The 17995-nt window shown below is 62.9% G+C and carries 18 protein-coding genes and 1 pseudogene; 8 read left to right on the top strand and 11 right to left on the bottom strand.

Annotation, left to right across the window (positions count from 1 at the left end; all coding sequences use genetic code 11):
* Nucleotides 1-158 precede the first annotated feature (158 nt).
* From NPS58_RS29575 to NPS58_RS08960, 5 genes and pseudogenes are all read left to right on the top strand, one after another.
* A pseudogene (locus NPS58_RS29575) lies at nt 159-1181 on the top strand (HAMP domain-containing protein); the annotation flags it as partial.
* A 93-nt stretch (nt 1182-1274) separates the two neighbouring features.
* Entirely contained in the window at nt 1275-2039 is a 765-nt protein-coding gene (locus NPS58_RS29570; RefSeq protein ID WP_425313056.1) for a methyl-accepting chemotaxis protein, read from the top strand.
* A gap of 143 nt (nt 2040-2182) precedes the next feature.
* On the top strand, nt 2183-3304 hold the full coding sequence (locus NPS58_RS08970) for a glycosyltransferase family 4 protein (protein ID WP_274115106.1): 1122 nt from the start codon (nt 2183-2185) through the stop codon (nt 3302-3304).
* Nucleotides 3297-4070: a polysaccharide deacetylase family protein gene (locus NPS58_RS08965; RefSeq protein WP_274115105.1), complete on the top strand. Its 774-nt coding sequence runs from the start codon at nt 3297-3299 to the stop codon at nt 4068-4070. The genes NPS58_RS08970 and NPS58_RS08965 overlap by 8 nt, the downstream gene beginning before the upstream one ends.
* Nucleotides 4067-5071: a lysylphosphatidylglycerol synthase transmembrane domain-containing protein gene (locus NPS58_RS08960; RefSeq protein ID WP_274115104.1), complete on the top strand. Its 1005-nt coding sequence runs from the start codon at nt 4067-4069 to the stop codon at nt 5069-5071. The genes NPS58_RS08965 and NPS58_RS08960 overlap by 4 nt, the downstream gene beginning before the upstream one ends.
* Here the strand turns inward: NPS58_RS08960 and NPS58_RS08955 are convergent.
* Nucleotides 5046-5219 carry a hypothetical protein gene (locus NPS58_RS08955; protein ID WP_274115103.1) on the bottom strand — a complete coding sequence of 58 codons (174 nt, stop codon included), beginning with the start codon at nt 5217-5219 and terminating at the stop codon, nt 5046-5048. The two genes, NPS58_RS08960 and NPS58_RS08955, sit on opposite strands and share 26 nt — an antisense overlap.
* A 23-nt stretch (nt 5220-5242) precedes the next feature.
* Complete coding sequence (gene purU, locus NPS58_RS08950; RefSeq protein ID WP_028943351.1) at nt 5243-6094, bottom strand: formyltetrahydrofolate deformylase; 852 nt, start codon at nt 6092-6094, stop codon at nt 5243-5245.
* Between the two features lie 315 nt (nt 6095-6409).
* Here purU and mvaT point away from each other — a divergent pair, with 315 nt between their 5' ends.
* Nucleotides 6410-6787 (top strand): histone-like nucleoid-structuring protein MvaT, encoded by a 378-nt coding sequence (gene mvaT, locus NPS58_RS08945; RefSeq protein ID WP_274115102.1) that lies wholly within the window; start codon nt 6410-6412, stop codon nt 6785-6787.
* A 96-nt stretch (nt 6788-6883) separates the two neighbouring features.
* On the opposite strand, the gene sbcB is transcribed toward mvaT, so the two are convergent.
* From sbcB to NPS58_RS08930, 3 genes are all read right to left on the bottom strand, one after another.
* Nucleotides 6884-8314: an exodeoxyribonuclease I gene (gene sbcB / locus NPS58_RS08940; protein WP_274115101.1), complete on the bottom strand. Its 1431-nt coding sequence runs from the start codon at nt 8312-8314 to the stop codon at nt 6884-6886.
* Nucleotides 8315-8375: 61 nt separating this feature from the next.
* Nucleotides 8376-8735 carry a PilZ domain-containing protein gene (locus NPS58_RS08935; RefSeq protein ID WP_274115100.1) on the bottom strand — a complete coding sequence of 120 codons (360 nt, stop codon included), beginning with the start codon at nt 8733-8735 and terminating at the stop codon, nt 8376-8378.
* 127 nt (nt 8736-8862) lie between these two features.
* Nucleotides 8863-9249: a tetratricopeptide repeat protein gene (locus NPS58_RS08930; protein ID WP_274115099.1), complete on the bottom strand. Its 387-nt coding sequence runs from the start codon at nt 9247-9249 to the stop codon at nt 8863-8865.
* A 170-nt stretch (nt 9250-9419) separates the two neighbouring features.
* Here NPS58_RS08930 and pyk point away from each other — a divergent pair, with 170 nt between their 5' ends.
* Nucleotides 9420-10871: a pyruvate kinase gene (gene pyk, locus NPS58_RS08925; protein WP_274115098.1), complete on the top strand. Its 1452-nt coding sequence runs from the start codon at nt 9420-9422 to the stop codon at nt 10869-10871.
* A 58-nt stretch (nt 10872-10929) separates the two neighbouring features.
* Here the strand turns inward: pyk and NPS58_RS08920 are convergent, their stop codons facing one another.
* Nucleotides 10930-11868 carry an iron-sulfur-binding ferredoxin reductase gene (locus tag NPS58_RS08920; RefSeq protein WP_274115097.1) on the bottom strand — a complete coding sequence of 313 codons (939 nt, stop codon included), beginning with the start codon at nt 11866-11868 and terminating at the stop codon, nt 10930-10932.
* 268 nt (nt 11869-12136) lie between these two features.
* On the opposite strand from NPS58_RS08920, the gene NPS58_RS08915 reads away from it, so the two are divergent.
* The gene (locus tag NPS58_RS08915; RefSeq protein WP_274115096.1) at nt 12137-13660 is read left to right on the top strand and encodes a fumarate hydratase; all 1524 of its coding nucleotides are present in this window, start codon (nt 12137-12139) and stop codon (nt 13658-13660) included.
* A 144-nt stretch (nt 13661-13804) separates the two neighbouring features.
* Here the strand turns inward: NPS58_RS08915 and NPS58_RS08910 are convergent, their stop codons facing one another.
* From NPS58_RS08910 to NPS58_RS08890, 5 genes are all read right to left on the bottom strand, one after another.
* On the bottom strand, nt 13805-14962 hold the full coding sequence (locus NPS58_RS08910; protein ID WP_274115095.1) for a phospholipase D-like domain-containing protein: 1158 nt from the start codon (nt 14960-14962) through the stop codon (nt 13805-13807).
* Nucleotide 14963: 1 nt separating this feature from the next.
* Complete coding sequence (locus NPS58_RS08905) at nt 14964-15545, bottom strand: YceI family protein (RefSeq protein WP_274115094.1); 582 nt, start codon at nt 15543-15545, stop codon at nt 14964-14966.
* A gap of 45 nt (nt 15546-15590) precedes the next feature.
* On the bottom strand, nt 15591-15887 hold the full coding sequence (locus NPS58_RS08900) for an amidase (RefSeq protein ID WP_274115093.1): 297 nt from the start codon (nt 15885-15887) through the stop codon (nt 15591-15593).
* Entirely contained in the window at nt 15884-16963 is a 1080-nt protein-coding gene (locus tag NPS58_RS08895) for a serine hydrolase domain-containing protein (protein WP_425313055.1), read from the bottom strand. Before NPS58_RS08895 ends, NPS58_RS08900 begins: the two co-directional genes overlap by 4 nt.
* A 64-nt stretch (nt 16964-17027) precedes the next feature.
* Nucleotides 17028-17915, bottom strand: coding sequence for an acyl-CoA dehydrogenase (locus NPS58_RS08890; protein ID WP_274115091.1), 888 nt, complete (start codon nt 17913-17915; stop codon nt 17028-17030).
* Nucleotides 17916-17995 lie beyond the last annotated feature (80 nt).

Genomic DNA, 17995 nt, shown 5'->3' with positions numbered 1-17995 from the left:
TCTATTTAAGCTTTGGCTCGAATCGGCCGATATCAAGTTAGCGATAGACCACCAGAAAGACAGGATAAGCCCGACAAGGAAAGGGGACCTGCACTGCTTTCAAACTGTTCTTTGTGCGAACGAACCCGGATAACAAAACCTTAGCGGACCGACACGTTATGAACAAAAGCCTCCGATTCAGCCACAAGATCCTTCTGGCCGCTTCTCTGATCGTCATGATCGCGTTCACACTCTTTACTTTGTACAACGATTTCTTGCAGCGTAATGCCATTCGCGAAGATCTGGAAAGTTATCTTGCCGAGATGGGCGATACCACTTCGACCAATATCAAGAATCTTTTTGATGGACGCATCCTGTTGGTTCAGAACGTGGCACAAAACATTGCCACCTACCCTGATGCCGAACACATTGGCACGTTGCTCGGCCAGCAAGCGCTGGTTTCAAGTTTCCTGACGATCTACCTGGGTGACGTCAACGGCGGCTTCACCATTCGCCCGCAAACCAAAATGCCCGATGGCTACGACCCGCGCGTTCGTCCCTGGTACAAGGACGGCATGGCCGCCAACGGGCCGATCCTGACCGAACCCTATATTGATGTCAGCACCGGCAAGATGGTGATTTCAGTGGTCGCCACCGCCGCACGCAACGTCGGCGTGGTAGGCGGCGACCTGGCCCTGGACGGCCTGACCGAAATCATCAACTCGCTGAACTTCGGCGGCATGGGCTACGCCTTCCTGGTCAACGACCAGGGCAAGATCCTCGTGCACCCGGACAAAAACCTGGTGATGAAGTCGCTGTCGGACCTGTTCCCGCAGAACACCCCGCGCCTGACCAAGGACTTGAGCGAGGTCCAGCTTAACGGCGAGACCCGCCTGCTGACCTTCGCCCCGGTCAAAGGCCTGCCGTCGGCCAACTGGTACATCGGCCTGTCCGTAGACAAGAGCAAGGCCTACGCCATGCTCAGCGAGTTCCGCACCTCGGCGGTGATCGCCACCCTGGTCGCCGTAGTGATCATCATCGCCCTGCTCGGCCTGCTGATCCGCGTGTTGCTGCAACCCCTGCACACCATGACCCGCGCCATGGAAGACATCGCCGAAGGCGAAGGCGACCTGACCAAGCGCCTGACCATCCACAACCATGACGAGTTCGGCACCCTGGGCACGGCGTTCAACCGTTTTGTGGAGCGCATCCACGGCTCGATCCGTGAAGTGTCCTCGGCCACCGAGCAGGTCAACGAAGTCGCCCTGCGGGTGGTCAGCGCCTCCAACTCCTCGATGGTCAACTCCGACGAGCAGTCCAACCGCACCAACAGTGTGGCCGCCGCCATCAACCAGCTCGGTGCCGCTGCCCAGGAAATTGCCCATAACGCAGCCCAGGCCTCGCAACAGGCAAGCTCAGCCCGTCACCTGGCCGAGGAAGGCCAGCAGGTGGTCGATCGCAGCATCGCCGCGATGAACCGTCTGTCGGATTTGATCTGCACTTCCAGTTCGCACATCGAGACGCTCAACAGCAAGACCGTCAACATCGGCCAGATCCTGGAAGTGATCACCAGCATCTCCCAACAGACCAACCTGCTGGCCCTCAACGCCGCAATCGAGGCGGCCCGGGCCGGCGAAGCCGGGCGTGGCTTTGCCGTGGTCGCCGATGAAGTACGCAACCTGGCCCATCGCACCCAGGAGTCGGCGCAACAGGTGCAGAACATGATCGAGGAGCTGCAGGTCGGGGCCCGCGAGTCGGTCGACACCATGGGCCAGAGCCAGCGCCACAGCCAGGACAGCGTCGAGATCGCCAACCAGGCCGGCGAGCGCCTGGGCAGCGTTACCGTGCGCATCGGCGAGATCGACGGCATGAATCAGTCGGTGGCCACCGCCACCGAAGAGCAGACCGCCGTGGTCGACTCGATCAACATGGACATCAATGAGATCAACATGCTCAACCAGGAAGGGGTCGAAAACCTGCAATCGACCCTGCGCGCCTGCGCCGACCTGGAACAACAGGCCAGCCGCCTGAAACAGCTGGTCGGCAGTTTCCGCATCTGAGCGGCTCTGGGCAGCGGCGCCCGCCGCTGCCCCTCCCCTTAAGCCCGATCGAACAAACTATCCTTAGGAGAGGTCAACCTTAGGGCGCGTCCTCAGGTGCATGCCAATGCCTGAAGACACACTCTGAATGCGATCTCGGAGGGATGCTGATCGTGCACATCGCTGACATCACCATGTTCTACGCCCCCGCCAGCGGCGGCGTGCGTACCTATCTTGATGCCAAACATCGCCGCCTGGGGCACACCCCCGATGTCCGCCACAGCCTGTTGATTCCCGGTGCCAGTGCCAGTCATGCCAACGGCATCTACCAGGTACCGGCCCCGGCCCTGCCCTTTGGCAACGGCTATCGCTTTCCGTTGCGCCTGGCGCCCTGGCGCAACGTGTTGCACGACCTACAACCCGACCTGATCGAGGTCGGCGACCCTTACCTGACCGCCTGGGCTGCCCTGGATGCACGCCGCCAGCTCGATGTGCCGGTGATCGGCTTTTATCACTCCGATCTGCCGCTGCTGGTGAGCAACCGCATGGGCAACTGGTTCACGCCCAATGTCGAGGCCTATGTCAGCAAGCTGTATGGCAATTTCGACCGGGTCCTGGCCCCCAGCCAGGTAATGGCCCACAAACTACGCGGGTTGGGTATCGACAATGTGCACGTCCAGCGCCTGGGCGTGGACCTCGCGGCTTTTCACCCGCGCCATCGCGATAACACCGTGCGCCAGCAATTGAAGATTGCCGACAACACTCACCTGCTGGTGTTTGCCGGCCGCGGCTCGCGGGAGAAAAACCTGCCGGTGCTGCTCGACTGCATGAAACGCCTGGGCAAGCACTATCACCTGCTGTTGGTCGGCTCGCACATGCCCACGATGGTTCCGGCCAATGTCACGGTCATCGACCACTTCTGCCCGGCCAATGAAGTCGCCCGGCTGCTGGCCAGCGCCGACGCACTGGTCCATGCCGGTGACCAGGAAACGTTCGGCCTGGTCATTCTCGAGGCCATGGCCAGTGCGATTCCGGTGATTGCAGTGGCGGCGGGTGCCTTCGAGGAAATCGTCGACGAGCGCTTCGGGCGCCTGTGCCAACCCAATGACGGCCAGGCCATGGCCAGGGCGGTGCGCGAAGTGTTCGAACAGGGCGCCGCGCAGCTCGGCCAACAAGGTCGAATGCATGCCGAGCAGCACTACGCCTGGGACACGGTGGTCAACGGCCTGCTGGCCCACTACCGCGCAGTGCTCGGCTACAGCCTGCCGGTACGCGCCCATGCCTGAGCCCACCAATAGCCAGACGGCCACGCGCAGCCTGCTACTGGTGCTGCATGACGTGGCCCCTCATACCTGGCCGGACTACCAGCCCTTCGTCGAGGCGGTCGATGCCCTGGGCAACATCCCCCTGACCTGGCTGGTGGTTCCGGACTTCCACAAGCGCGATCCCCTGGCGCAGGCCACGGATTTTCGCCGGATGCTGGACCGGCGCCTGCAGCGCGGCGACGAACTGGTCCTGCATGGCTACTTCCACCTCGATGACAGCCCGCCCCCACGCTCGCCGGGCAACTACTTCATGCGCCGCATCTACACCCATGAAGGTGAGTTCTACAGCCTCGACCGGGCTACTGCCCTGGAGCGCCTGCAAGCCGGCATGGCGCTGTTCGAGAGTTTCGACTGGCCAGTGGCTGGCTTCGTCGCCCCGGCCTGGTTGATGGGCGAAGGTACGCGCCAGGCCTTGGGCAGCGTGCCCTTGCAGTACACCAGCGACCCACGCTACCTCTATCGCTTGCCAGGCTTCTCAGCCCTCGCTGCTCCCGGCCTTGTGTGGAGCGCCCGCAGCGCGTGGCGCCGGGGATTGTCACGAATTGCCTGCGACCTCCAGGCCGCCCGCCTTGAACAAGCGCCAGTGATTCGCCTGGGCCTGCACCCGGTCGACATGCGCCACCGTGCTTCCCGTCAATACTGGATGCGTACCCTGCAGCGTTTGTTGCAGCAGGGCCGCACGCCCCTGACCAAGTCCGCCTGGCTGGCCGGCAGGCCTTCTTCGTGAAGCGCCTGGCGTGGCTGCTCTTCGCCCTGGTGCTTGCCCTGATGGTGCCGGCCTTGCTTGGCGGCAGCGATCTGCTGGTCCGCCTGCGTGGCTTTGACCCCGGGCTCATGCTTGGCTTGCTGGGCATGATCCTGCTGTGCTGGATCATCAATGCCATTCGCCTGCGCTTGCTGCTGGGCAGCCAGGGCGCCAACCTGGGCCGCGTCAGGAGCCTGGGGGTGATCATGGCCACGGAGTTCGCTATCTGTACCACCCCCGGAGGCAGCGGCGGGCCGCTGGCCTTGATCGCCCTGCTGGCCAGGGATCGCATCGGCCCGGCTCGCAGTGGTGCAGTGTTCGCCGCCGACCAGATCAACGACCTTCTGTTTTTTCTCTGCGCCATGCTGGGCATCGCCGGCTACGCCGTGTTCCACAGCCTGGGCCGCAGCCTGGAAGGCATGCTCGCGGGTAGCGCCCTGCTGATGTTCGGGGTACTGGTGGCTGGGCTGGCACTGGTGGGCTGTCGAAGAGCACTGCTACGGCTCATTGGCCGGCTGCTGCACCGCTTGAAGGTGTCGGCCTCCCGGCGCCGACGCTGGACGCGCAAAGTGTTGCACTTCTTTCGTGCGCTGGCCGAAACCTGGCGATTGCCCAAGCGCACCCTGGCCCTGGTGTTCGCCCTGACCTGCCTGCACTGGGGATTGCGCTACAGCGTGCTGTACCTGGCCCTGCGCGGGCTGGGCGTGGACTTGCAATGGGTGTTGAGTTTCCTGGTGCAGATGCTCTCGCTCAGCGCCGGGCAATTCAGCCTGCTGCCAGGCGGTGCCGGCGCGGCCGAGCTGACCTCGGCCACCCTGCTGACGCCGTTGGTGGGTAAATCCACGGCGGCGGCGGCCATTCTGATCTGGCGCGCGGTGACCTATTATTTCTACCTGATCGCCGGTGGCCCGGTATTTCTCTGCCTGCTGGGTCGCCCACTGCTGGAGCGCTTGCGCTTCAATCAGGCACGGGTTCGTCGCTAGCGGGTTTTACCTGTTCCCAGAGCTCGGCGGCACCGGGAAAGTCGGTGCCGTCTTCGCTGTCGAGGGCGTCCGGGTCGTAGCGGGCCAGGCAGCCCTCGCCGAGGGTCGGCGGAGCCTTGGAGGTTGCCTTGTCGAGGGGATCGGCCATGCTGCAACCTCCATGCGGCGGGCTTAGTTGAAGACCACCGTCTTGTTGCCGTGGACCAGCACACGGTCTTCCAGGTGGTAGCGCAGGCCACGGGCCAGGACCATCTTCTCGACGTCACGACCGAAACGCACCATGTCCTCGATACTGTCGCTGTGGCTCACACGCACCACGTCCTGTTCGATGATCGGGCCGGCATCCAGCTCTTCGGTCACGTAGTGGCAGGTGGCGCCAATCAGCTTCACGCCACGCAACGACGCCTGGTGGTAAGGCTTGGCACCGACGAACGAGGGCAGGAAGCTGTGATGGATGTTGATGACCTGCTGCGCGTATTCCTGGCACAGCTGCGGTGGCAGGATCTGCATGTAGCGGGCCAGTACCACGACATCGGCGCCATGCTCCTTGACCAGGCGCGAGACTTCGGCGAACGCCGGTTGTTTGTCCTGCGGGTCGACCGGTACATGGAAGAACGGGATGCCATGCCACTCGACCATGCTGCGCAGGTCGTTGTGGTTGGAAATCACGCAGGGAATATCGCAGTCCAGTTCCTTGGCATGCCAGCGGTGCAGCAGGTCGGCCAGGCAGTGGGACTCACGGCTGGCCATCAACACCACACGCTTTTTCTGATCGGTGTCGGTGATGCGCCAGACCATGGAGAACTCTTCGGCAATCGGCGCGAATGCCTCGCGAAATGCCTCGATACCAAACGGCAGGGTCTGGGCACGAATTTCGTGGCGCATGAAGAACCAACCGCTCTGCTCATCGGAGTGATGGCTCGCTTCGTTGATCCAGCCGTTATAGGACGCCAGAAAATTACTGACTTTGGCGACGATGCCAACGCGGTCGGGGCAAGCAATCACCAGCCGGTAGGTGCGCATGAATGAGACTCCAGAAACTTCGCAAAGGCGCACATTCTAGCGAGTGCCCGGAAAAACTGCAGTAGGCAATGCACGCGCCCTGTCGCCCACCTCGACGTGGCCGCGAACAGGCGCGAGCCCGCGTTACCTGCCGCGTAGCGCCTAAGTTAGGAATTATCCGAACGGCTTAGTTTGTAAATTTTTCTTAATGCACTCTATCGAGTCGATTTAACACAATGCCGACTGATTACCCAGTTTAATGTTTACTTGGCAGTACGCTCTGACTATTATTGCCCCCACTGTCTACCTGATACCTCAATTTCCAAGGAACGCCACATGTCCCTGATCAACGAATATCGCGCCACCGAAGAAGCCATCAAAGAACTGCAGGCCCGTTTGCAGAATCTGTCGCAAGACGACAAGCTGAAAACCGAACTGGAATTCGAAGGCAAACTGCGTGCACTGATGGGCGAATATTCGAAATCGCTGCGTGACATCATTGCCCTCCTCGACCCGGAAGCCAAACTGAATAAAGCCCCACGTGGCGCAGTTAAAACCACCGGTACCAAGCGCGCGCGCAAGGTCAAGCAATACAAGAACCCGCACAACGGTGAAGTCATCGAAACCAAAGGCGGCAACCACAAGACCCTGAAAGAATGGAAAGCCAAGTGGGGCGGCGACGTGGTTGAAAGCTGGGCTACCCTGCTGGGCTAATTGCCTGACTACGTGACCAAATGTTACGCCAATAAAAAACGCCAGCATGCTGGCGTTTTTTTATTTCAATCGACGGTCAATTCCGCTCAATATCCTTTAAATACCGAACTGCAACTTCAGCGCCTGGGCATGCGTGCGCCAGTGGCCGAGCAACACGCGCTGCGTGGCATCGGCCTGGTCCCAGCAGCCTTGCAAGGCCTGCTCGAAGTCCCCCAGCGTGTTGGGCGCGCCCATTTGCGGGTCGGTCAGGCGCTGCTGGCAGAACAGGTGCCAACGTTGCCGCTCCTGTTCATTCAAGGTGTCGATGAAATTACGCGCGCGGTAACGAAACAGTAATTCAGGCAATCGCTCGTCATCGAACATCCAGTGCCCCTGCCCCAATTGATGCGGGTCCACGGTACGCACTTGCTCACACAAGCGCCGATCGCGATCGCCAATGAATCCGTCATACAACTGCTGCTCGGGATCTTCGCACGGGGCAAACTCCTCCTCGGCGTAGATAGTCTGCAACTTCTCCTGCCAATCTGCCTGCGCTGCCACCAGACGGGATGCCCGCACTTCAAACAAGGACATATCCAGTCCCAATCGCTGTTGATCCTGGGGTCGCACTACATTCAACGGCGCCACCACCGGACAGCGATTGATATGCACCAACTTCAAGGGGACGGGCAATTGCCCTTCAGACAATTCATCACGGCGCGTGTATAAACGCTGGCGTAATGCATCGCCCGCCTCCTGCAACAAGGGCTGAGGGTCCATTTGCAGATCACAAACGATCAAGGCATTACGGTTGCGCGGATGCCAGGCCAACGGCAAGACCACACTCAGGTAATTGCGCGCCGCAGAGAAACGTCCGGAAATATGTACCAGGGGTTGAAGCAAGCGAATTTGATCCAGGACTTTCTGCTTACTGCGTAATTGAAACAACCATTCATAGAGTTTCGGTTGTTTCTCGCGGATCAATTTCGCCAGTGCAATGGTTGCCCTTACATCGCTGAGTGCCTCGTGGGCCTGACCATGATCGATACCATTGGCGGCGGTCAAAAGCTCCAGGCGCAAGCTGGTGCGGCCGTCCTGCTCGGGCCACACAATGCCATCCGGGCGCAGCGCATAGGTGGTACGGACCACATCGATCAAGTCCCAGCGACTGTTGCCGCCTTGCCATTCGCGGGCATAGGGGTCGAAGAAATTGCGGTACAGGCTGTAGCGGGTGACTTCGTCATCGAAGCGCAAACTGTTGTAGCCCGCCCCGCAGGTGCCCGGACGCGCCAGTTCGGCATGTACCCGGGTCATGAATTCAGCCTCGCTCAAGCCCTCGCTTGCCAGCTGCGCGGGCGTGATGCCGGTCACCAGACACGCCGCCGGATGCGGCAGGATGTCGTCACTGGGTTGGCAATAGAGGCTGATCGGCGCCTCGATTTCGTTGAGATCAAGGTCGGTGCGCACACCGGCCACCTGCAAGGGCCGATCACAACGCGGGTTGATACCTGTGGTTTCGTAGTCGTGCCAGAAGATGCTGGAGCTCACGGGACGTTCCTGAACAGAAGATCGTCCAGAGTCTAGGGCCACTGGCCCGTCACGGCCAGTCTCAGGCCGAAGCGCTCAACGGCAGGAAACTGAAGTATTGATGAAGGGCCCTGACCAACTGCGCGTATTCGCGCGGGGCCTGCAGCAGCATGAACCCGGAATCGTAGTGACCGGGCGTCTGGTCTTCATGGCTCCACAGGCAACTGGCGGTGAGATTGATCAGGTGCAGTTCGCCATCGCGGCCAGGCACTTTGAGTTGCAACTCGAAATCCGGGCCGATCAGCATCGGCAACTGGCTGATCAGCATCAGGCCGTCTTCGGACACGTTACCCAGGTAGCCGATGGGCTGGTCGGTAAAGCGGTTGAAGACCTTGAGGTAGTAAGGGAGCTGGTGACGCTCGATGTGGCGCTCGTGAAACATGGTCGGAATCGCTGTCGAAGACCCTTATAGCAGGGCCGCGCTAGTGCGGCTGTGAAGCGGATACGTCACCTTCAAGCTTAGTCCAAATCCCACTCTGGCGTCACAGCCGCGAGACCGCACGTTAGTATTAACGCCAAGGTGTGGTGCTGGTCGGGCGGGCAATGGCCGTCTCGCCGCCGCGGTAGTGGCCCAGCTGTTCCAGGGTCTGCAAACGGGCCCGGGCCCGGTAGGCGTATTCGTTCTGCGGGTAGCGCTGGATGAGGTACAGGTAGGTCTGCGCCGCATCGACATACAGCTTCTGACGCTCCAGGCACTGGCCACGCAGCATCGACACTTCGGGGTGGATGAACGGCCGGGCGCGGCTGGTGCGATCGACCTGGGACAGCTCCAGCATCACTTTCTCGCAATCGCCGCGATCATAGGCGCGGTAGGCATTGTTCAGGTGATGGTCCATCGACCAACGGGTGCAGCCGACGACACTGGTGGCCAGGGCTAGAACGATCAAGGCTCGCATGGGGGATCTCCTTCAATGGACAGTGTATCGGCCTGCTCCACGAATTCTGTAGGCGCGGTGACTACCGTTCAAACGCCACCCTGCCCCGCGGGCAGGTAGTGCAAAGGAACAATGACTACAGCGAAATTCCAGAGTAGCCTTTCGCTGCGCTTCACTATAGGAGTCTGTGCATGACCATCCGCCGTACCAAAATCGTCGCCACCCTTGGCCCCGCCAGCAACTCGCCGGAAGTTATCGAACAACTGATCCTTGCCGGCCTGGATGTCGCCCGCCTGAACTTCTCTCACGGCACCCCCGATGAGCATAAAGCCCGCGCCCGCCTGATCCGTGAGATCGCTGCGCGCCTGGGTCGCCACGTGGCACTGCTGGGCGACCTGCAAGGTCCGAAGATTCGTATTGCCAAATTCGCCAACAAGCGCATCGAACTCAAAGTCGGTGATCGCTTCACCTTCTCTACCGCTCACCCGCTGACCGCAGGTACCCAGGAAATCGTCGGGATCGACTATCCGGACCTGGTCAAGGATTGCGGCGTCGGCGACGAGCTGCTGCTCGACGACGGCCGCGTGGTGATGCGTGTCGAAACCGCCACCGCCGACTCCCTGCACTGTTCGGTACTGATCGGCGGCCCGCTGTCCGACCACAAGGGCATCAACCGCAAAGGTGGCGGCCTGACCGCACCGGCCCTGACCGAAAAAGACAAGGCCGATATCAAGCTGGCTGCAGAAATGGACCTGGACTACCTGGCCGTTTCCTTCCCGCGTGACGCCAGCGACATGGAATACGCCCGTCGCCTGCGCGACGAAGCCGGCGGCAGCGCCTGGCTGGTGGCCAAGATCGAGCGCGCCGAAGCGGTAGCCGACGATGAAACTCTCGACGGCCTGATCTCCGCCAGTGACGCGGTGATGGTTGCCCGCGGTGACCTGGGCGTGGAAATCGGCGACGCCGAACTGATCGCGATCCAGAAGAAAATCATCCAGCATGCCCGTCGCAACAACAAGGCCGTGATCGTCGCCACCCAGATGATGGAGTCGATGATCCAGAACCCGATGCCGACCCGTGCCGAAGTGTCCGACGTCGCCAACGCCGTGCTCGACAACACCGACGCGGTGATGCTCTCGGCCGAAAGCGCCGCCGGCGCCTACCCGATCGAAGCCGTACAGGCCATGGCCCGCATCTGCCAGGGCGCTGAAAAGCACCCGACCAACCAGAAGTCCAGCCATCGCCTGCACACCCGTTTCGAGCGCTGCGACGAAAGCATCGCCCTGGCCGCCATGTACACCGCCAACCACTTCCCGGGCGTCAAGGCAATCATTGCCCTGACCGAGAGTGGCTACACCCCGCTGATCATGTCGCGCCTGCGTTCGCACGTGCCGATCTTCGCCCTGTCCCCGCACCGCGCTACCCAGGCTCGCGCCTCGATGTTCCGCGGCGTCTACCCGATTGCCTTCGATCCGGCTGCCCTGCCGGCGGAAAAAGTCAGCCAGGCAGCGGTGGACGAGCTGCTCAAGCGCGGCCTGGTCGAGCCAGGTGACTGGGTGATCCTGACCAAAGGCGACAGCTACCACACCATCGGTGGCACCAACGGCATGAAGATCCTGCATGTCGGTGATTCGCTGGTCTGATCAGGCCTTCGCCATAAAAAAACCGCAGCCTGTGCTGCGGTTTTTTTATGCCTGCCGTTCAGGCATGGCCGGTGAAGGTATCGGCCAACAGCTGGTTGCGCGGCAAACCGGCTAGGAACAATCGGCGGGCAAACAGCTCGACGCTGGCTGGCGATCCACAGGCCAGGGCAATCGTCTGCCGGGACTGCAGGCGCAGCGCGGCCAGCGCCTGGGGTAGCACCTGCGGGGTCAGCAGTTCGACCTGCAGTTGCGGATGACGTTCGGCCAGCACGGCCAGTTCTGCGGCCAGGTAATGCCCCTGGTCATCGTGAGCCAGGTGCAACAGCCGTATCGGCCCATGGTGGTCCTGGCGCAAGGCCTCGCGCACGATGCCCCACAATGGCGCCAGCCCCGTGCCCGCAGCCAGCAACCACAGTGGGCGCTCCTGCCAATCGGCATCGTAGTGCAGCGCGCCACCGCGCAATTCGCCCAGCCGTACTTCGTCACCCACCTGCAACTGGCGCGCGGCATCACAGAATGCGCCGGGTTGGCGACAATCGATATGGAACTCCAGGTACGGCTCGTCGCCGGGCAGGCTGGCCAACGAGTAAGGCCGGGCCACCCCCTGCGCGCTCCACAACACCAGGTGTTGCCCGGCCTGGTAGCGCAAGGGGCGCTCAGGCTGCAGGCGCAGGCGCAGGACCTCGGCGCTCAGCCACTCCACACTGGCTACCCGGGCAGGTGCGCCATCGCGCTGTGGATCGAACACCGCCACCCGCAAGTCGCCCTCGACCTGGCACTGGCAGGCCAGGCGCCAGCCCTGCTCGCGCTTGTCTGCGCCCAAGGCACCCGGCAAGGCGTCGCCAGGCACGCCTTCGAGGCAACGCACCAGGCAGGCATGGCAACTGCCAGCCCGACAACTGTAGGGCACCGAGCACCCACCGCCGTTCAGCGCATCGAGCAGGTTACTGCCCGTCGGCACCGTCCAGCAGCGCTCGCCCACACAGAGTTCAGGCATTGATCGTCTCCCGCTCGCTATCACCATGGCCAACCGCCACTTTAGGGGCAAAGCCCGGCGCTGGCACGCAAAAAGGGTGCCCATCGGTAGCCGACCTTCGTCCAGACCACTCGCAGGTGTGCCGGGCACGGATGCGCGCTATACTGCCGCGCCTTTTTGCGCCGCCGGCCTGTCCGTCGTCGCGCCGTGAAAGGTCGTTTCGACACCTCGGCCTGTCCGCGTCGGAATACCTTATTGAATGTTCCCGTCTTTAAGAGGAGCGCGCTGCATGACCGTGATCAAGCAAGACGACCTGATTCAGAGCGTTGCCGACGCCCTGCAGTTCATTTCGTACTACCACCCCGTTGACTTCATCCAGGCCATGCATGAGGCCTATCTGCGTGAAGAGTCGCCTGCCGCGCGCGACTCCATCGCCCAGATCCTGATCAACTCGCGCATGTGCGCCACCGGCCACCGCCCAATCTGCCAGGACACCGGTATCGTCACCGTGTTCGTGCGCGTAGGCATGGACGTGCGCTGGGATGGCGCGACCATGAGCCTGGACGACATGATCAACGAAGGCGTGCGCCGCGCCTACAACCTGCCAGAAAACGTCCTGCGTGCGTCCATCCTTGCCGACCCGGCAGGTGCGCGCAAGAACACCAAGGACAACACCCCGGCGGTCATCCACTACTCCATCGTCCCGGGTAACACCGTGGAAGTGGACGTGGCGGCCAAGGGCGGCGGTTCCGAGAACAAGTCGAAAATGGCCATGCTCAACCCGTCCGACTCGATCGTCGACTGGGTACTGAAGACCGTTCCGACCATGGGCGCTGGCTGGTGCCCGCCTGGCATGCTCGGCATCGGCATCGGCGGTACCGCCGAGAAAGCCGCCGTCATGGCCAAGGAAGTGTTGATGGAATCCATCGACATTCACGAACTCAAGGCCCGCGGCCCGCAGAACCGTATCGAAGAGATCCGCCTTGAGCTGTTCGAGAAGGTCAACCAGCTGGGCATCGGCGCCCAGGGCCTGGGCGGCTTGACCACCGTGCTCGACGTAAAGATCATGGATTACCCGACCCACGCCGCCTCGCTGCCGGTGTGCATGATCCCCAACTGCGCCGCTACCCGTCACGCCCACTTCGTGCTCGACGGCTCCGGCCCGGCCGACCTGGAAGCGCCGTCGCTGGACGCCTACCCGGAAATCGTCTGGGAAGCCGGTCCATCGGCTCGCCGCGTCAACCTCGACACCCTGACCCCGGAAGAGGTACAGAGCTGGAAGCCGGGCGAGACCATTCTGCTCAACGGCAAGATGCTCACCGGTCGCGACGCTGCGCACAAGCGCATGGTCGAGATGCTCAACAAGGGCGAAGAGCTGCCGGTCGACCTCAAGGGTCGCTTCATCTACTACGTTGGCCCGGTTGATCCGGTAGGCGACGAAGTGGTGGGCCCGGCCGGTCCGACCACCGCTACGCGGATGGACAAGTTCACCCGCCAGATCCTCGAGCAAACCGGCCTGCTGGGCATGATCGGCAAGTCCGAGCGTGGCCCGACCGCCATCGAGGCGATCAAGGACAACAAGGCTGTCTACCTGATGGCCGTCGGTGGCGCTGCCTACCTGGTCGCCCAGGCGATCAAGAAGTCCAAGGTCCTGGCCTTTGCCGAACTGGGCATGGAAGCGATCTACGAGTTCGAGGTCAAGGACATGCCGGTGACCGTTGCTGTCGACAGCAATGGCGAGTCGGTACACATCACCGGTCCTGCGATCTGGCAAAACAAGATCGCCCAGAGCCTGGCGGTGGAAGTGAAGTAAACCCTACGGGTTTGCTGATACAAAAAAGCGGCTGGGGCCATTCCCCTGCCGCTTTTTTTTGCCTGCAGGAGCAGGCTTGCCCCGCGAAGCAACGCAACGACAAGATTGAAATCGCGCGCCAAGCCCGCTCCTACCCGCGCCTTTTCAATCCCGCCGATCCAGCATGTTCACCACCAGCCGGTCCAGCCAACCCCACAAGCGTTGCTGCACACGTTTCCACAACGGCCGCGCATGCCAGTGTTCAAGGTCGATGCACAGGCTCTGGGCAAAGTCGCGTTCGAAGCTGGCCGCCACGGCGTTCGTCAAGGGCGGGTCCAATGCCTCGACGTTGGCTTCAAGGTTGAAGCGCAGATTCCAGTGGTCGAAGTTGCATGAGCCGATACTGACCCAGTCGTCTACCAGCACCATTTTCAGGTGCAGGAAGCACGGCTGGTACTCATAGATGGTCACCCCGGCGCGCAGCAGCCGCGGGTAATAGCGATGCCCTGCATAGCGAACCGATGGGTGATCGGTGCGCGGCCCGGTCAGCAACAGACGCACATCGACCCCCCGGGATGCCGCACGACGCAGGGAACGACGCACCTTCCAGGTCGGTAGAAAGTACGGCGTCGCCAGCCAGATCCGTCGCTGGCCGCTGTTCAAGGCCCGCACCAGCGATTGCAGGATATCCCGGTGCTGGCGGGCGTCGGCGTAGGCTACCCGGCCCATGCCCTGGCCACTGTCGGGCACATGGGGCAAGCGTGGCAGACCAAAATGAGTGGGCGGGCGCCAGGCGGTACGGCGCAAGTTGGCGCGCCATTGGCGATCGAAGAGCATCTGCCAGTCGGCCACCAGCGGCCCCTGCATCTGCACCATCACCTCATGCCATTCGCTGACGTCCTCGTTCGGCCTCCAGAACTGATCGGTAACGCCGGTGCCGCCCACCACCGCCCAGGACTGGTCGACCACCAGCAACTTGCGGTGATCACGATAAAGGTTGCGAAAGCCACGCCGCCAACGCAGGCGGTTGTACCAGCGCAGCTCCACACCGGCAGCGGTCAGGCGCTGGCGCAGGCTCAAGGTAAACGCCAGGGCGCCATAGTCATCGAACAGGCAACGCACCTGCACGCCCCGCCCGGCGGCGTCCACCAGGGCCTGGACCATGGCCTCGGCACACGCCCCCGCCTCCACCAGGTACAGCTCAAGGTCAACCTGATGCTCGGCCCGCACAATGGCGGTGAGCATGCGGGGGAAGAACTCGGGGCCGTCGATCAATAACTCGAACCGGTTGCCATCTCGCCAGGGGAAGACCGGTCCGGCCATATCAACGCGCCGTGAAGATCAGCACCGCAGACACCGGCACCGAGGGACTGATGGATTTGAGCCCGGCCACCTTGCGCAGCGCTTCGAGGCCCGGCACCAGATCGAAGTCTTCGGCGCGCAGCATCAGCGGCTCCAGGGTAACCACCTGGAAGCGCCGCTCATCCAGTCGAGTAGCCAGCAGCAAGGCATTGTAAGCGTGCTCCTTGCCATGCAGCTTGACGGTCACCGGCAGGCGCAACTCCACCTGGGCGCCATTGGCCAGGTCGTTGATCGGGCGCAGGTCGAGCTGCGCGTAGACGTTGGCCTGCGCGAAGCGCGCGAACTCGAACAGGTCCTTGCGCATGCGTTCATCACGCAGGGGCACGCCGCTGCTGTTGGAGTCCATCTCGATCATCAGCTCGGCCGCACCCTTGCGGTCGACCTTGCCATGCAGCACCAAAAACCGATGAACCTCGGCGGTATCGCCATTTTTGCTGGAGATAAACGACAGGCGGGACGACTCGCCATCCAGGTGCCAGTTGGCCTGGGCCGAGAGGCTTGCGAAAGCGAGTACGGCGAGCAGAAGACGGGGCAGAGAAAACATGAGAAATCCTGTAACACAGAGGCCGTCAACCTTACCCGGCTGCCTTCACGGCAGCAAGCCACAGCCCTCACGTGCGCCCCGCCATGCCGCGCGGCGCTCGACACCCAGCCCAGCGACCGTCACCTGACGCGCTTGGGAATCTTCCTCAAGGCGACTCAAGGGCAGGTACTGGCGCACATATCCCCGGCAGTACGGCGCATCGAAGCCCATGACAAAGCGACAGGAGCAATATTGCTTGGCCGAGTAGGCGCTGAGGATGCCCGGAAAGTCCGCCAGCGCCTGGCGCTCGTACCATCCCCAGGCGCCTGCCAGCAGTAGCAGTGCCAGCACGAGTCGTTTCATGGTCGGCCCCCGGCTTGTGCGGCCAGCACGCGCTTGAGCAGTTCGTTGTGCTGGAACTGCCCGTCGCGGTCATCGGCGTAGCGCACGATCACCAACTGTTCCTCCGGCACTACATACAAGGCCTGCCCCCAGTGCCCCAGCGCTGCAAAAGTGTCGACCGGGGCATCTGGCCAGGGCCGCCCGCTGCCGGGTATGGGTTGGTTGAGCCACCAGTGGCCGCCAGGGTTGGCCTCGCCGGGTTCGGCCCTGGCCTGGCTAAACAGCCTGCGGTTGAATGCCACCCAGTCGCGGGGCAGTAGCTGTTGCGACTGCCAGCGCCCATCGCGCAGCATCAACAGGCCGATGCGCGCCAGGTCCCGGGCACTCAGGTACAGGTAGGACGACCCCACCAGGGTGCCGCTGGCATCGCGCTCCCATACGGCCGACTCGATACCCAGCGGGATGAACAGGGCCTGCCAGGGATAGTCGGCATACTCCTGGGTACCGACCATCCCGCGCAAGGCTGCCGCCAGCACATTGCTGTCACCGCTGGAATAGAGAAAGCGCTCGCCGGGTTCGACCGCCGCTGGCCTGGCCGAGGTGTAGGCGGCCATGTCGCCACGCCCGCGGGTGTAGAGCATGGCCACCACCGACGACTTGAGCGGGGCGTATTCGTAATCCTCCTGCCACGCCAGGCCACTGGCCCAGTGCAGCATGTCTTCGATGCGCACCTTGGGGTGGGCTTGCATCGGCGGATAGTAGCGAGCGACCGGGGCGTCGAGGGCAAATCGCCCTTCCCGCCGGGCGACACCCAGGACAGTGGCCAGCACGCTCTTGCTGATCGACCAGGTCAAATGTGGCGTGGCGGCAGTCGTCGGCGCCGCATAGCGTTCATACACAATGCGCCCGTCCTTGATCACCAACAGCGCATCGGTGCGCACGCCTTCGCGGGCGTGTTCATCCCGCGGGGCGAACGCGTAGGCCTGCACGTCGCTCCAGGCAGCGTCGTCGCTGTCGGGTGCCGGCAGCCAGTCGGGCACCGGCCAGCGCTCCTGCCCGAAGGCAGCGGTGCTGGTGAAAAAAAAGCTGAGCAACATGCCCAGCAGCGCGTTGTTCATGCTGCGTCACTCAAGGCCAGGAGCCATCCAGCCTAGCGCCCCATCATGACAAACCGGCGTTGGCCCAGGCCTTGGCCAGGCGCTTGGCCCGCGCCGCACTGGCGATCTCCAGCAAGCCCTGGTCGCGCTGCCACAACGCCGCCCACTCACCGCCACTACTGCCCAGCGCCTGACCGATTTCATCCTTGAGGGCCGCGAACTGGGCAAACAGGCCGCCCAGCAGCAAATGGCAGCCAGTGGAGTCGGCGCACTGCCGACTGCCTTCGGCACAGCCGCCCAGCAGGCCGATCAAGCGCAATTGCAGCGCTTGCGGCCAGCCGCTGTCCTGGCCGACACCATAGAGCCAGGCGCACAGGGCGCTGAGCACATAGAGGTCTTCGAGGGAACGGAAGGGTTTGACGTAGGCATCCCAGCCGTCGCCTGCCAGGCGCTCGCACAGGGCCTGGTCCAGGTGCAGGCGGGCGTGACCCACCTCGGGCATCAGCGGCAGGGCCGGCAATGGCTCCAGCCGTACCCCCGGCTCGCCGGGGTAGACCACCGCCAGGCTCAATTGCGGCGACTCGCCTGCCGGCTCGCTGCGCGCCGCCACCAGCAACCAGTCGGCATCGAGCCCGGCGGTGACGAAGTCCTTGCTGCCGGTCAGGCGCAGGTCATCCAGGCGTACCTGCATGTCGGCGGGGCGCACGCTGCGCCGCTCACTGGCGCACAAGGCGCCCAGGCTTGGCGGGGCACTGGGCCAGAGCACACGCAAGGCCGCCTGGTACCCCACCAGGAAGGCCAGCCCCGGGGTCGGCATCGCCCGGCCGCCCAGTACCGCCAGCTCGAACGGGCTGACCACACCCAGGCGGGCCAGGAGGCTGGCGTAGGTGTCGGCCAGGCTGGCCGACAGGGTATTTCGCTGTGGATCGTTGAGTCGTTGCAGCCAGGCCATCGGGGCGCTCCTTGGGGGGTGTCATACAAGCATCACCAAAGGTTCATGGGGGTGACACCGCGTCTACCTAGGCTGAGCTT

Source organism: Pseudomonas putida, from assembly GCF_028682455.1.
GTDB classification, from domain to species: Bacteria; Pseudomonadota; Gammaproteobacteria; order Pseudomonadales; family Pseudomonadaceae; genus Aquipseudomonas; species Aquipseudomonas putida_AA.
The sequence above is the reverse complement of the archived record's forward strand: the minus strand, read 5'-3'. Positions and strand labels throughout refer to the sequence as shown.